At 38.7% G+C, this 15713-nt stretch carries 12 protein-coding genes; 3 read left to right on the top strand and 9 right to left on the bottom strand.

Going from position 1 to position 15713, the window contains the following annotated elements; genetic code table 11:
* Positions 1 to 26 precede the first annotated feature (26 nt).
* The 6 genes from IFO69_RS10255 to IFO69_RS10230 are packed head-to-tail and all read right to left on the bottom strand — an operon-like array spanning position 27 to position 8536.
* Positions 27 to 1364, bottom strand: coding sequence for a DUF3570 domain-containing protein (locus IFO69_RS10255; RefSeq protein WP_192010014.1), 1338 nt, complete (start codon positions 1362 to 1364; stop codon positions 27 to 29).
* Between the two features lie 11 nt (positions 1365 to 1375).
* Positions 1376 to 1591, bottom strand: coding sequence for a DUF4266 domain-containing protein (locus IFO69_RS10250; RefSeq protein ID WP_192010013.1), 216 nt, complete (start codon positions 1589 to 1591; stop codon positions 1376 to 1378).
* On the bottom strand, positions 1588 to 2583 hold the full coding sequence (locus IFO69_RS10245; protein WP_192010012.1) for an FAD:protein FMN transferase: 996 nt from the start codon (positions 2581 to 2583) through the stop codon (positions 1588 to 1590). Before IFO69_RS10245 ends, IFO69_RS10250 begins: the two co-directional genes overlap by 4 nt.
* The gene (locus tag IFO69_RS10240) at positions 2583 to 3023 is read right to left on the bottom strand and encodes a thioredoxin family protein (protein ID WP_192010011.1); all 441 of its coding nucleotides are present in this window, start codon (positions 3021 to 3023) and stop codon (positions 2583 to 2585) included. The genes IFO69_RS10245 and IFO69_RS10240 overlap by 1 nt, the downstream gene beginning before the upstream one ends.
* Positions 3024 to 3037: 14 nt before the next feature.
* On the bottom strand, positions 3038 to 4204 hold the full coding sequence (locus IFO69_RS10235; RefSeq protein ID WP_225444089.1) for an efflux RND transporter periplasmic adaptor subunit: 1167 nt from the start codon (positions 4202 to 4204) through the stop codon (positions 3038 to 3040).
* Positions 4205 to 8536 (bottom strand): CusA/CzcA family heavy metal efflux RND transporter, encoded by a 4332-nt coding sequence (locus IFO69_RS10230; protein ID WP_192010010.1) that lies wholly within the window; start codon positions 8534 to 8536, stop codon positions 4205 to 4207.
* Between the two features lie 317 nt (positions 8537 to 8853).
* Here IFO69_RS10230 and IFO69_RS10225 point away from each other — a divergent pair, with 317 nt between their 5' ends.
* From IFO69_RS10225 to IFO69_RS10215, 3 genes are all read left to right on the top strand, one after another.
* Positions 8854 to 9174, top strand: coding sequence for a hypothetical protein (locus tag IFO69_RS10225; RefSeq protein WP_192010009.1), 321 nt, complete (start codon positions 8854 to 8856; stop codon positions 9172 to 9174).
* A gap of 15 nt (positions 9175 to 9189) precedes the next feature.
* Positions 9190 to 9378 (top strand): hypothetical protein, encoded by a 189-nt coding sequence (locus tag IFO69_RS10220; protein WP_192010008.1) that lies wholly within the window; start codon positions 9190 to 9192, stop codon positions 9376 to 9378.
* Between the two features lie 485 nt (positions 9379 to 9863).
* Positions 9864 to 10913 carry a beta/gamma crystallin-related protein gene (locus tag IFO69_RS10215; RefSeq protein WP_192010007.1) on the top strand — a complete coding sequence of 350 codons (1050 nt, stop codon included), beginning with the start codon at positions 9864 to 9866 and terminating at the stop codon, positions 10911 to 10913.
* A gap of 614 nt (positions 10914 to 11527) precedes the next feature.
* Here the strand turns inward: IFO69_RS10215 and IFO69_RS10210 are convergent.
* The 3 genes from IFO69_RS10210 to IFO69_RS10200 all read right to left on the bottom strand — a co-directional run bounded on the left by IFO69_RS10210 (position 11528) and on the right by IFO69_RS10200 (position 15151).
* Complete coding sequence (locus tag IFO69_RS10210) at positions 11528 to 12262, bottom strand: epidermal growth-factor receptor (egfr) l domain protein (RefSeq protein WP_192010006.1); 735 nt, start codon at positions 12260 to 12262, stop codon at positions 11528 to 11530.
* A 194-nt stretch (positions 12263 to 12456) separates the two neighbouring features.
* The gene (locus IFO69_RS10205) at positions 12457 to 13977 is read right to left on the bottom strand and encodes a S41 family peptidase (RefSeq protein WP_192010005.1); all 1521 of its coding nucleotides are present in this window, start codon (positions 13975 to 13977) and stop codon (positions 12457 to 12459) included.
* Positions 13978 to 14332: 355 nt separating this feature from the next.
* A complete protein-coding gene (locus IFO69_RS10200; protein ID WP_192010004.1) occupies positions 14333 to 15151 on the bottom strand; it encodes an alpha/beta hydrolase in 819 nt (272 codons plus the stop codon).
* Positions 15152 to 15713: the final 562 nt, after the last annotated feature.

Below are 15713 nucleotides of genomic sequence, written 5' to 3'. Positions count from 1 at the left end.
TGATTATTACTACTTATATCCTTGCTTTATTTCCCTAGAGGCCTAACTTCGGTAAACTTGAGACCAAAAGTAGTAATATTAGCCTTTAGCCCGGTATTACGTTCATAACTATTAAACTTTAGATCGACACTTTTTAATCCAAAGCGCCAAATATGAAAATGGGTAAAGATGTCTGTATAACTTATCCCTATTCCAAACTGTCCCGCATTAAATTTTGACAGATCGTAATCCGATGTATAATAACTGTCTGTGGACAAATGCTCATTATATGGGGCAAAATAACTCGCTGCACTTTGCCAATAATGCCTATATGATGGAGATATGGTCCAACTTGGACTTAGCTTTACGGGCAGTTCCAAATTCACTGTTTGGGATTTAATATTCCAGCTATCCAGATAATACCTGTAATAGCTCCGCAGCACCAATAGCTCATTAATGAAATAATTCAGCCTACCCCCGATAGCCAATTTTTGCCTTGTGCTAGGAAGTCTTTCCACATCATCTGCTAAATGAAAATTTTGGATAAAGCTATCTTCATAATCTTGAAAATATACCCTTTGGAAGGGCGTTGATAATAATCCTTCCTGCAATATTCCATCCAACATAAACACTCCTTGTAGGTTTTTGCTTAGGATTTGAGAAATGGAAACTCCGACTGAATAGGAATTTCTGGAGGAATTGTCCAATCCGGTAAATTTGGGCAAGTAATTTGAATTCCCTTGCAAATTATAATGCTCAAAAAAGCTATGTCTAATCCCATCACCTCCCCTAACAAATGGCCTTAGTTCTATGGGATAAATAAGGCTCCATTGGTCAAAATACACGTTACCATTGATGCTAACTTCAGTGTTTTTCTCATTCATCAAACGGGTATAGCTTCCTCCTAGACCAAATGAAGTATAATCATATTCAGTTGACACCGATGCCTTTCCAGTCCATATTGAATTTCTGTCATCAGAGCTGTGACTATAGACTCCAGTAAAATTGACCCAAACATCGCTAGAAGAAGCCCCAGAAGATGCTTGAAAAGGGTCTGCTTCTGATTTCCCATCAAATGGATTAATATTACTGGAAGAAGCAGACGAATAGGCTGAAATACCGGCATTGATACTCAATACATCATCATCATTCAATGGCAACTTAACAATAATGGTACTGGCTAAATCTTTTAATTCTTCCGTTCCAATCCCTCCTGTTACTGCTGGATTATTCCCTGTTTGACTATAGTAGCTCCCCAAAAGCTCTACTTCAGTGCTTTCCAGCACCCTCTTTTTATAGGTTCCAGTAGTAGAATTATTGTCATCCTGAGCCAAGGTAATACTTGCCCATAATGTTAGATAAATCAATAGCAATAACTTTTTCATAACTCAGGGTTTTAATTACAACCACAGCCACCGCCAGTTTTTCCACCATTGGCTCCTGAAGCCGCTTCCCTATAGGACTGAAAAGTGGTTTCATAATTATTGATAGATCTATCATATAGCCCCATGTCAGGATCATTAATATTTACCTTTTCATATTCCTTCAAAACTGTACAGGAACTTCCTGCCATTAGGCTTAAGAGCAACAAATAAATTAAAAGTCGTTTCATTTTAGGTCAAGGTTTATATTATTTGATGTGAGCAATCCCCCCTTATCTGTAACAATAATACATTCAGTACCTGGGATTTGATTGATTCGATCTAAACCTACTTCTGCTCCCATCACAAACACTGCCGTTGCCAAAGCATCCGCCAATTCAGCCTGAGAAGTAAATACCGTTACGCTGATTAATCCAGTAGCAGGATATCCTGTTTTGGGATTGATGATATGGCTGTAGCGAACCCCATCAAATATTACCTGCTTCTCATAATTTCCCGATGTGACCACTGCCCCTTTTACTGGGACGGTAGCAAAAACTTTCTCTTTGTTCATAGGGTTAATAATCCCTACCGTCCAAGGCTTACCATTTTCCTGGCTTCCCCAGGTGTTCATATCCCCTGAGGCATTGATAATTCCTCCTTTGATCCCGTTTGAGATCAATAGTTGCTTTGCCTTATCAGCAGCATAGCCTTTGCCTATGGCGCCAAAGCCGATCTTCATTCCCTTGACAGGAAGATAAACTTTAAAATCTTCCTCATTCAGGACAATCTGTTGATAGCCCACCTTGGAAACTGACGAGGTTATTTCCTCCGAACTAGGCATTTGCGTCATACTACCATCAAAAGTCCAAATTCTATCCATGGAAGCATAAGTAATATCAAAAGCACCATCGGTAAGCTTGGAAATGGCCAAAGCCCTTTTGATAAGCCCAAATAATTCAGGATCCACTTTTACAGGAGCTATTCCACTATTTCTATTGATATTGGAGGTTTGGGAATTTGGGTCCCAAGAAGAAATCAATTTTTCAATCCTTTGGATTTCCCCTATTGCCAAATCAATCGCCTTGCCCCCCCTTTCCTGATTATCGGCTACCACCGTAATATCAAATCTATTTCCCATTAGCAATAATGTCCGGCTGTAACTTTCCTGAGCATAAATTCCCTCAGGAAATAGCTGTAAAACAAACAAAACACCGATGACTAACAGGAATTTCACGACCATTATTTAATCAATTTCTTAAGGTGAACTATATATTCTTCAGGGCCCAGGTGCTTATAGCCCGTTTCTCCCAATACTTTTCCTTCCTCATTTAATAGTACCACAAAAGGGAAATAACCATTTCTATTATATTGCTCAGCCAATTGCTTATTATGTTCTTCCTGCTCTTTAGGCAAGGCATTTTTGGGTTTTCTGGGAAAGTCCGCCTTTAGCATAACAAAGTGCTTTTTGGCGTAATCCTTAAACGCATCAGTACTCCAGACCTCTCTATCCAGTTTGATACAGGGAGCACACCAATCTGAACCCTGAAAAACCAGTACAATTGGTAGGCCTTTATCTTCGGCTATTTTTTTTGCCTGATCAAAATCAGTCAACCAATCCTGAGCATTTACGGTTAAGAGGCTCAGCATAAATAGGATTAAGGTTATTTGAATCTTCTTCATTGGCTAATTATTTATTATTCTTTAATCAAATTAAAGGCACCTTTAGTCAAAAACTGGGAACCAGTTTTAAAATCATTGGCATTTATTATCTCTACATAATCATTGTCCCGCTTACCTACCTTCACCAGTTTTTTGACAAAGGTATGCTCCTGGGGATCATTACCGGTTTTCAAAAGGACATAATAGTCTTGATCCACCTTAACCACTCCGGTTTCTGGCAGGGCAGTGCTTTGAGAACTGGCTACCAAAATTTTTGCTTCAGCAAACATCCCTGGTACCAAATTCTCCAATTCCTCCTCTCCATCTATATGAACATGGACCCTGATACTTCTATCTTCTTCCCCTATAGTCCTACCCACCAAATGTACCTCCCCTCTATACTTTTCTACTGGATTATCCTGAAGGCTAAAAATCACTTCCTGTCCTACTTTTACTTTCAAGACATCCTTTTCAAATACATTCAATTCCAAATGGATATGGTCTGTATTAGTAATGGTAAGGGCTATATCCGAAGGGTTCAAAAACATGCCCTTTTCAGCTGAAATCTCAGCTATATATCCTGATGTTGGAGCCGTTAACGTGATGCGGGATGAAATATTTTCTTCATCCAAAGTACTAGCATTAATCCCCATAAGCTGCAGTTTTCTCTGTAAGGAATTATACCTGGCCTTCATCACCTTATAATCCGCCTCAGCTTTGAGGTACTTCTTTTCAGAACTAACATTTTCCTTAGACAATTCAGCCTGGCGTTTATAATCCGCTTCCAAATATTTAATTTGGCCCTTCACCTCTAAAAAATCCTGTTGCACTTGAAGGTAATCGGGATTTTCAAGTACCAAAAGAACCTGCCCCTTATTTACTTTTTGGCCAGGAAGTAAGCTCAATTCTTTTATATACCCTCCAAAATAGGCGCTTATCGCTACTTTATTCTCTGGCGGCACATCCAGCATCCCATTTACATTGACAGCTTCATGAAAATCGACCTGCTCCATTGCTCCCGTTTCAAAATTACCTGAGGAATATTGCTGGGAACTTAGTTGAATGATATTACCATTGACAGCTAATTCCTCATTATTGCTGTCTGTAAGCTCCTGCTTTTTGCTGTCACAAGCTAAAACCACCAAACAGCTTAAGAGAGGTATATAAAAAAAGACGCTATATTTCATTTTAGTTTTCATCATCTAATCCAATAAGTATTTTGCCTCCAAAACAGTCAAATTATATTGCCAGAGGTTTTCCAAATATGTTAACTCTATGCCCTTGGCATTCTCCAAAAGCTGTATGTATTGCAGGAAATCTATTTCTCCATTTTTATAGGCCAGCTGGGCATTGCTGACCAAACCAACTGCTAATCCCTTACCTACACCCAAATAATAGTCAATGGCTTTGCTGTACTTTTCAAGGTCTTGGTTCAAGCTTTCATATTTGGCCTGAAGATGGACTTGATAGTTTTCCCCTTGTGCTACTGCAATTGCTTGGCTTGCTTTGGCAGCTTGTATGTTGGACCTCTGTGCACCAAACCAGAGTGGAATCGCTATTCCAGCCTGAAATCCCCTATATATCCTTGCTTCAGGAAATTTGTTGGTCCCTTGGAAGTAGGAAACCTGTAAGTCGGGCAATAATTTTTGCTTCTCTACACTTAGCTTTGCATCTGCCACCTCGTTCAACTGTTGGTAATAATTGATACCTGGGTGGTTTTCCATCAGCCCTTCATCTATTAGAATAGGCATGCTATCTGTCTTAACCAAAAAGAGTGTGTCCGTTTGCAGCCAACTGTTAAACCTAATAAGCGCTTGATTAAGATTATTTTGACTTTGCTCAAGCAAAACTTCCACTTCTTTTGACTTACTCTGGGAAGTTAATTTCTCCAAGAGATTGCTTTCACCAAGTTCAAATTTTCTTTGGGCAGCAAAGGCAAACTGCCTGTATAGGCTGTCCAAGAATTCATAGTTTTCCTTCACCTGAGAATAGTACACTGCAGTATAATAAGCTTTGGAGACCTCTTGCTTAATCCTAAATTCATCCAATAAATACTTGTTTTCCATTAAGCCCAGCTGGTTCTTTTGATACCTGTTTTGTGCCCCATAAACTGAGGGAAACTGAAGGCTTTGTTCTACTCCACAGACATTAATAGGCTCACCATTTTCTGCAATATTATTTTGATCTTGATGGTAATAGACATTCGTTTTGTCAATATTCCAAGAACTCCCTATTAGGCTTTCTTGCCTTTCCACCTCATATTTTGATGCATTTAACTGCTGGTTATTATCCAAAGCGATCTGTAAAGCCTCTTCCAGATCAATGGACCTTTCCTGTGCATATAAAGAGGCCGGAATCCCAAAGGAGCCAATAAACACTATAGCTCCTATCATAGCCTTTTTGGAAAATTTGAATTGGATTTTTCTATCAGCAAAAATGGTATAGAGCACAGGAACCACTAATAATGTCAACAGTGTGGCGGAAATCAATCCCCCAACTACTACAGTAGCTAATGGCCTTTGCACCTCAGCGCCTGCAGACTGCGAAATAGCCATAGGTAAAAATCCTAAAGCTGCAGCTGATGCAGTCAACAAAACCGGTCTAAGCCGCTTTCTGGTACCTATCATAACAGCCTTATGTACATTCTTCACCCCACTAGCACGCAACTCTTTAAACTCTTCTATCAAAACAATCCCATTCAATACAGCAATACCGAAAAGTGCAATAAAGCCCACACCAGCAGAAATACTGAATGGTAAATCCCTGAAATACAAAAGGAGAATTCCCCCCACTGCCGATAAAGGAATTGCACTGTAAATGATCAAGGCTTCCTTCACCGACTTGAAGGCAAAATATAGCATTAGGAAAATCAGGATAAGGGCAATGGGCACGGCGATTATCAACCTTTCCCTGGCTGTCCTTAAATTTTCAAACTGTCCACCATAAGTAATGGTATACCCACTTGGCAAACTAATCTTCTCTCCAATGATTTTTTGCACATCATCAACTACAGACTCCAGATCCCTGTTACGTACATTGACACCTATAACTATCCTCCTTTTGGTATTGTCTCTGGAAATCTTAGCAGGTCCTGTGGTATAATCAATATCTGCAAATTCACTTAAAGGCAGGCTTCTTCCATTAGGCAGTTGAACAGAAGCAGTGCGAATATCTTCCAAACTCTGACGTTTTGCCTTATCGAACCTCAATACCAAATCAAACTGCTTTTCTCCCTCAAAAACCATCCCTGCTGGTAAACCTGCAAAGCCCATACTAATGAGGTCATTTAAATCCGCAACATTCAACCCATATTTAGCTATTTTAGCTCTATCATATTTCACCATCATTTGTGGCAGTCCTGCCGTCTTCTCCACGATGATATCCGAGGCCCCTTCTACCCCTTTAATGGCTTGCTCCACCTCAATGGCCTTTCTATAAAGAATGTCCAAATCCTCCCCAAAAATTTTAATGGCCAAATCTGCCCTCACCCCTGTTATCAGTTCATTAAAGCGCATCTCTATCGGCTGGGTGAATTCAAAATCAATTCCTGGAATGATGGATAATTTGGACTTGAAAGCTTCTGCCAATTCATCTTTTGTCTCAGCAGTTTCCCATTCCTTCTTAGGAATCAGCTTAATGATTACATCACTTTCCTCCATACTCATAGGATCAGTGGGCACCTCTGCAGCACCAATCCTACTCACTACCTGATCCACCTCTGGGAACTCCAATAGGATCTGTTCCATCTTTGTAGTAGTCTCAATGGTTTTCTCTAAAGAGGTTCCCGTCTTTAGCACTGGCTGAATCACAAAATCCCCCTCATCCAAGGTCGGCACAAATTCTCCACCCATTCGACTAAAAATAAATATACTGAGCGCTAATAAAAGCCCCGAAGCACCCAGTACAATTGATTTATTTCTTAATGCCATCAGAACAACAGGCCTGTAAAGACCATAAACCCAATTGACCAACTTTTGAGAAAAGCCCGGTTTATTAGAAGTCTCAGGTTTGATAAACAATGAAGCCATTACTGGAACGTAGGTAAAACAAAGTACCATGGCCCCAATCAGTGCATAACAAAACACCAAAGCCATAGGCCTGAACATCTTACCCTCTACATTCACCAAAGATAGAATGGGAATAAAAACTATGATGATGATGAGTTGCCCAAATACTGCCGAATGCATCATTTTATGGGCACCTTGATAGGTAATCTCATCTATTCTTAGCTGTCTTTCATTTCCACTTAGCTGGCTTAACTTTCTACTTTGAGAAGTAATCTGATAAGCGATAAACTCCACAATAATCACTGCCCCATCGATGATGATCCCAAAATCTATGGCCCCCAAACTCATCAGGTTGGCATCTACCCCGGTCAGGTACATTAGGGAAAGGGCAAAAAGCAAACACAATGGAATTATTGAGGCAACCACCAGACCAGAACGAAGATTTCCCAGCAGCAATACCACCACAAATATTACGATCAAACAACCTAATAATAAGTTTTCAGCAATAGTAAAAGTAGTTTTATCGATCAGTTCACTGCGCTCCAAAAACGGATTGATCACAATCCCAGGAGGCAAGGAAGTAGATATTTCTGCCACCCTTTGGTTTACCGCATTGATCACAGCTTGTGAATCAGCCCCTTTGAGCATCATTACCTGACCAAGAACCTTTTCCCCTTCCCCATTTCCAGTTATGGCACCGAATCTGTTGGCATGGCCGTATTGGACCTTGGCTATATCTCCAACATAAATGGGTACCCCATTTCTGGTTTCTACCACCATATTTTCTATATCCTCCAAAGAGCCCACAAGTCCTTCTCCCCGTACAAAATAACTTTCCTCCGATTTTTCAATATAGGCTCCTCCTGCAATGCTATTGTTTTTTTCCAATACAGTATAGACTTGGCTCAAAGGAATTTTCATGGCCCTTAGTTTGGAGGGATCCACAGCCACTTCATATTGCTTTAAATAACCGCCCCAAGTATTGACTTCAACCACCCCAGGTATCCCTGAAAGTTGGCGTTTGATAATCCAGTCTTGAATGCTTCGAAGATCTGTAATCGAATATTGATCCTTATATTCTGGTGCTACATCTATTATATACTGATAGATTTCTCCCAACCCTGTTGAAATAGGCCCCATAAAAGGAACTCCAAACCCATTGGGAATTTTCTCCTCTGCACTCTTAAGTTTTTCAGCAATCAATTGTCTAGGAAGGTAAGTACCAGCCTTATCATCAAATACCACTGTCACCACCGAAAGACCAAATTTCGAAATCGACCTGATTTCCTGAACATTGGGGAGATTGGCCATTTCCAGTTCCACGGGATATGTCAAAAATTTCTCAACATCCTCAGTAGCCAAGTTTTTGGAAGTGGTGATGATTTGGACTTGATTATTGGTGATGTCTGGAACCGCACCCAAGGGGATATGGGATAAGGAATAAATTCCAAAACCAATTAACCCTAGGGTAAAAAGTATAATTATTAGCTTATGGTTTAAGCTATATTGAATAAGCTTCTGAAGCATCCGGAAAATAACTTTTGTACAAATCAAAAATATCAACCTTACCTAAAGCCTCTCTTAGGGAATTCTTAAGATTTCCTTAAAATCCTTATCCGACTGAAAATTTTATCGATTACCAAATAAAAGTTCAATTGACAAAAGTAGGATCACCTTAAAATACGTACAGGTGCAGGACCTCCTAAATTTTAGTATCCGCTCTGTATGAGATGGTCGATGATCATAGTTAAGAGAATTCCACATCCCGAATTAATTATGCTTGTGATTTTGGATGTGAACATGAACCCCTTCAACACTACCAACTATATAACACACTAACACTTGTGAAAAATGCACCTGACGGTTGCTATCCGGTCTTTGATAGAATTGATTGTTTCTTAGTTGAAAGTCAGAATCATGAATTAGTAATAAAACATTGCCCAAAAAGATATAGTTATGATAAGAATTGTGGCTGTGAGAGTGTATCTTGGTGGGGTAGCAGGGGAAGATGTGCAGCGGCAATATTAGCAGGAGCTGGTACTGGTGCAATTGGAGGTGGCGGGGCGCTATCAGTAACTGTCTATGGTATCCAAGTAGGTATTACAGTTGGAGCTGTCGCAGGGGCTTTAGGGGTCGCTGCAGCTGGATGTTGGGTTCCCGAATAAAAACAAATTTCAACCATGAACAATAAAACTAAAACTTATTCTTCTTTGGCCTTCTCATTTTTCATGCTTGTTATTTCATTAATTGGATTAGGTAATGGGATAGCCTCGGAAGAAACTTGGAAAATTATATTTGCTTCTATTCCTGTTGTAGCATTTAGCATATTTATGATGATAAATATGCTAAATATTAAAGAAGCTCAATAACAAGACGGCGAATGAAATTACTTCTTTGCACATAGTGAGAAGAAATTATCAAAAAAACTCATAAAAAAGCAAAACTTTAAAGCCAAAAAACCGCATTTTAACAATCCAGAAAAGGGAATTGCAAATTCCCAAGATAGCTGGGTGAAGAGTCATTATTCACCTGGATAGGGCTTCTCCAGCCCTTTTTACTTTCCCAAATGTTTCAAAAGAGAGTTTGGCCTGAGTCCTTCCATGTTTAACAAAAAATTGGCATGAACAGCGACTAATTAATTCTGAATATGGCCAGTGCAACACACTTGTAGGAAATATACATGTGTGTCGGTTTTGTTTTATACCCCTGTCGGAATATTGTTATCATTTGTCGGTTTTATTATAACACCCTCCTGCAGGTTCTCCCCATCTTTGTATTGACCAATTATTCATCTTTTATGGGAGAAGGCATGGCATATCTCCCTGCCTTTTCTTTAACTTAAAACCTTTTTGTTATGGCTATTAAAATTTTTGACGGATTAAATTTCACCGGTGATAATGCTACTCTGGAAACAGGGAAGTATCCCGTTCTTCCCACGCTGGGCATCGATAAATTAAGCTCGGTAAAAGTGGAACCTGGAACATACGCCGAATTCTTCATTACGAGAGGATTCAGGGATGGCTCCTTTATCCTTTTTGCGGGCGACTATCCCAACTTGAGTGGACAAAACAACAAAATCGACTCGGTAAAAGTATTCGATCACGATTCGGATATTTTTCCGATTATCGAATTTTACACAAGCTTCAACTTCAGTGGTATCCAGCAAAATTTGGCGGCAACCGGGCAAGTGACCAATCTTGACTCTCCTTTTCTTCAACATGATGTTTTTTCTTCGGTGAGAGTGCCTGATGGAGTTACGATAACCCTATTTAGAGATAGTAATCGTCAAGGTCCTTCGCTTACGCTGGAACCTGGTGAGTACCACGACCTAAGGATTTTTGGCTTTGACGATATAATCTCAAGTATCCAAATCGTACAGGATAATCTGGAAGTGACGAATATTGAATACATCAGCGAGGCATCCACAGATGGTGAACCCATTCTTATTGAGAGCACGGCACAAAACGGATCGAGTTTGCAGCAACAGGTGAATCTATCATTACAAACTGCCTACGAGGAGACCTTCACCAGATCGTTTAGCAATTCCACCCTGTTTGGACTTGAAATAAGCAGAACGCTCACAGTTGGGATAGAAAAAGGTCCTTTGAGTGCCAGCTTGTCTCAAACCATTACGGCTACTTTTGAGAATACCTTTACTTTTGGCAGGGAAGAGACCAAGAGCAGGACCGTTACCGTATCCAAAGGGCTGCTATTGAACATTCCTCCTGAGCATATTGCAAAAGCTTTCATGACGCTGACACCACGCAGTACGACGATAGAGGCTATTTATACCCTGGGTTTGAAGGGGACTGACCTTACTACCAAGCAAAATGTGACTATCGAAGTTCAAAGCGCCTCTGTGGGAACCGTTGTAATTGAAGAATTCACACCTGTGGAAGCCTAGGGTTTGAATGACCGGATAAGCCTTCGTGATAAAGGATTTCTGACCTTACTGAAAAGCGAATGATTTTTTCTGCTAGGGCTAGCAGGAGTAGTATTCCCTGGGCGATGGACTTCATCGCTTTTCAGTTTTCATTGCTCTTTTACAAAGTCCCTGTTGTCCTGTCAGCTGAGCTACGCCACGGCGCACTGGTGCAGGACCTCCTAAATTTGAGTCTCCGACTCAACCACTTGCTTACATCTCAAGACGCAATACTCCTGGCTAAAACCCCACCTGCGTTTTCCCTTCTCCCTAGCATCTTTCTACCATTTACATAGGGGTTCCTTTGGAGATACGTTACCTCCGGGTAAATTAATTATTGGAAAGACACCAAATAATATCAATGGATATTGAAATATTCACTTAATATCCACACGATTTTTTAGGTCAGTATCCTACCAATATATATAACAAAAACACGTAAAGTGACACCGAAAGTGTTAGCCTTACCCTCTGAATTGTCATTTCTTTAAAAATCCTGAAATAGGGAATTACACATTTCCCGAAAATGTGGTAAAGAAGCATTCTTCACCCAGTCAGGATAAAGTGAATACTTCACCTAGTCGCGAAATAGCATTTTAATTTGAGCAGCTTCCATTCAAAATTTCTTCAACAGTTGGGTTAAATTTATTCTGTCTTGCTCCAAACAAGTCTTGTACTGGGTTCTGTTGGAAAAAATCAGTCAACTCACAGAAGTTATTTAATTGATCATTTGAATCAAATTGAAGTCGGGAAGTAGAAACAATATTGCCGAGTCCTTTCACTTCCAGCAAGTTTATATTATTCAATACTAAAAGCATGGACACAGCTTGTAAACTTTCTAACCCACTAAAATCTACCAACAATTTATTATCCGAAACAAAAAACTGATCACCTATCTCTGAAAGTTGATCCAGCCCATTAAATGATAAAAGTTTATCGTTATTCTCAATCCTGAAATTTGATAGTACTTTGGAAAGATTATTAAGACCATTTAATGAAGTAAGATTTCTATTATCGGAAATGGTTATAAATTCCACTTCTAATATGTTTTCAAGTCCCTCTAGAGATATCAGGTCATAATTATCACTTATGATAATACCATTAACCTTTTCAAGATTCTCTAAACCATTCAGACTTTCTATATCATAGGTGGAATTTATTTTAATTGTTCCACTTATTTCTGTGTAGCCATCAGCTGAGAAAGAAGTTATATCATCTAAGGAGCGTATTTCTACATTACCGTCAAATACGTTAGAAGTAGTATCAATTTTGTTATCATCGACGCAAGAAAATAAACTTGCAGCCACTAAAAATAAAATAAGGTTTTTCATAAATGGATTAATGTTTTCAATTTATTTATAGCATGTATATTATCGCCAACTTGTACTTCTTTAAACTACACATAAAACACTTCTTGAACGACATTGATGACCACAAAAAGAGGCTAATTTATATGGGTTATTAATTTATCCTTGAATCTATTTTAAGTATTCAAAATAAAGCCAACAATATTCGAAAAACCATCTTACTCCATGGAATTTCTTTTTATTAATTCCAGTGCAAAGTCCATTTGGATGTCTACTTGGTTGATATAATCTTGGTAGGTCTGTGAAACCTCATAATCTGGTATTATACCTCTACTATATATTTGATTTTTCCGCATGGGAACATCCTGTTCTAGGTTGACAACTGAAAAGAATGTCTTAATTTTGGATTCAGGCAATATATACCCTAAGGGCGTATGTCCATTATGACCATAGTAGCCCCCCATTGTTTCCTCGCCAATTACCACAGTATTCTCATCTCCGGCAAGCATGGCTGCAAACAAGCTTCCCGCAGATGCAACTGCCGGACTGACTAGAAGATAGACTCTTCCCCTATAGGCATTTTCGTTTGGTTCCCATATGGTATGATCCCTGCTCAAAGGTCCCTGATAATAACGATTGTCCTTTTCCTGATAAAAGTCTTCCTGAAACATCCTATTGTAACTTCCAGCACCAATAAACCTTAAAAACCGAGGGGCTTTTATGTAGCTGTATTTAAGGTAGGGCACTTTTTTAAAACTAATCCAAGCTTGCTTGTTTTCCTGGAACTTTCTTTGGGTCAGGTATGAATAGGTAACCAAGTCATTGGGATCTGTGCCTCCTCCATTTTGACGTATGTCCACTACCAGGTCTTTTATATTATCTTTTATGATTTTAGAAAAAACACTATCTAGAAAGGCTAGGTAGGATTTATGCTCTTGGGTGGATTCATTACCCATGCCAAAGGAATAAACCGTCAAGATCCCTGTGGAAGTACCTATTTGTTTATAGTCGTATTTTTGCTTGTCCTGTAGGTCAGCATAGTAAATTTGGTCAAATGGTTTGGAGTACCTTCTTTTGAACCGCTTATAACACTCCAAATAACCGACACTATTGATAGTCTTTTCTTCTACTAGATTGGAAGCATTCCTTCTGAACGCAACCTGAAATTTTTCTTGTTGCCCGTAGTGCAACCTGTAATACTTCGAAAAATGGGTTCTTAACCCAATCCTTTTTCCGGTGATATTTTGCCCGTCCGTGGTGTAGTATTTATAAAGGTTCTGCACCAATTCTGAAATGGGAAGTCCGTTTATTTTTACAATTTCAGAGCCAAGTGGGATTTCCCCATTTTCATAGTTGACCAGCCATTTTCCGTCAATCCATTTGACAGGGTAAGGGAAATAACCAAGGTTTTCTTTCCGTAGGTTCTTTAAATATTTTTCCGGCAATCCGGTATCATTATGAAGACTGCCTTCAAAATCAGTCAGCTGGCAAATGATGTTATAAAAATCAAGGTATGTATTCGACTTCCCAATTTCTTTTTCGGCCCACTTATAAATACTGTCCGTCTGCTCTATTGTCCTGTATTTGTGGAGTCCAGAATTTGCACTAAGGCGTATGTCTTTAAAGACTTGCAGGTCTTTCCGCATCTTCTTTTGTGAAAAAGTATCGTCTATGGATTGGCCAGCCACTACTTTTGAAAATATTAGAGAGAAGAGAAGTAAATAGATTCTTTTTTTCATCAGGACTTTAAAGTTTAAACAAATATAACCCTAGGTAGAAAAGGAGTATTATCTGCTGTTGGGATTAATGGATACCAAATAATACTTTTCTTACTTTCCATTGCGGAAATTGTGGCTAAAACAATTGATTATCCACAATGATGCGAGTAACCTTAGATACATTAGTTATACTACCAGCTCCCAAGATAATAATTCTTTCGCCAAAACCGGAATTGCAAATCCTCTTGGAATTTGGCTGAAGAATACTTCATTACCCAGTCGGAGCAAAAAGGCTCATTGTTAACCGTCCTTCCATATTACACTTATACAATGTAAACGGTCAGTGCTTGTTTTATTGATAATTTCAGTAATTCGTCTATTCTTTATAAATAAATTTCAAGCCATCATAAAGTCCTTTCCAGATAGTAGAAAAATGGGTTTCATCAGGATAGGTTACTACTTTCCATTGTAATTCCTTTGGAGCCTTTAGTGTTAATAAAGAATCAAACTCGGCTATTCCCATTCTTTCAAAATCCTTTCCATCACGAGAGCTTATCCAAATTGTATTTTTTGCCGACATTATATTTTCTAATTTTTCTGAAGCGATTCTATTTATATACCCATTATCCCACTTCAATACTGGTTCAACAGTTAAATACGATTTGAACAATAAAGGTTCGTGTAAGTAGGTATAAATAGCAAATAAGCCACCCCAAGATGTTCCGTAAAGAACATTATTCTCTTTTTGGGTTGGGTACTTCTCGTTTATATAGGGGACTAACTCCTTCTTTAGAATTAAAAGAAAATTGTTGGCTCCTCCTGATTCATTGTAATCCTTAACTTGTGTAGGAGTAAAGTCCCTTTCCCTCCTATTTATTTCATTTTTGTACTTGTTAGGAATACTAACAATCATAGTATTTGTTGGCACAAATTGAGCATATTTCAAAAAATCAAGTGCAGTTTCAGACAAAGAAGTATTCCATTCACCATCGAGTACATAAAATACATTCAAACTGTCCTTTGAATCTGGATCGTTTTGTTTCGGAAAAATGACTTGAATTTGCCTTACTTCTTTTAAATAAGTTGAATAAAGAGAATCAAATTGGATGGTTTGGAGCTGAGCCCATCCAGAAGTTGATAAGAATAAAAAACAAATCAACAGAGGAATTATTGTTAGCTTATTAGTTGCTTTCATCAAGGGAAATTTAAGTATCCATTCTAATTACAATAGGTTGTACCGGTTTGAAAATTGACATTCAAAATTTTGTGGGGGTGTTTATCAATAACCTCTAAAGAGAGTAAATAAGTATAGCAAATATGCCTCCTTTATAATATTTTACAAAACAGGCCATTCACCTATTTCAAACGTTTTTATAGTTTATTATTCTCTCTAAAATTAAATAATCCCAAAACAAAAAATACCCAAAACAGGTGGTCCCGCCTTAAAACCCTCTCAAAAAAGCATCATATTTTAAAGAATTTATCCATAAGTAAACATATAGTATACTAGGCATCGGATGGGACTGGGAGCATCCATTAGAGGTACGATTGTAAAGAAAACAAACCTAAGGTAACTATTGATTTAGCAAATAGCCAGCTTGCAGTGCAGCCCTACCCTTGCCCCCTCCAGGAACCACCATATAGAATTTGGACGTTCCCACTAAGCCCCTCATTACTACTAGCAACTCCAGAGATTAAATCTCTTTCAGCATAACTAAAATTGCATGTTCCCAGGATAGAAAAGGGCAAAGACTTAT

The organism is Echinicola arenosa (assembly GCF_014841125.1).
GTDB classification, from domain to species: domain Bacteria; phylum Bacteroidota; class Bacteroidia; order Cytophagales; family Cyclobacteriaceae; genus Echinicola; species Echinicola arenosa.
Note: the sequence above shows the minus strand (reverse complement) of the source record. Positions and strands in the feature narration are given on the sequence as shown.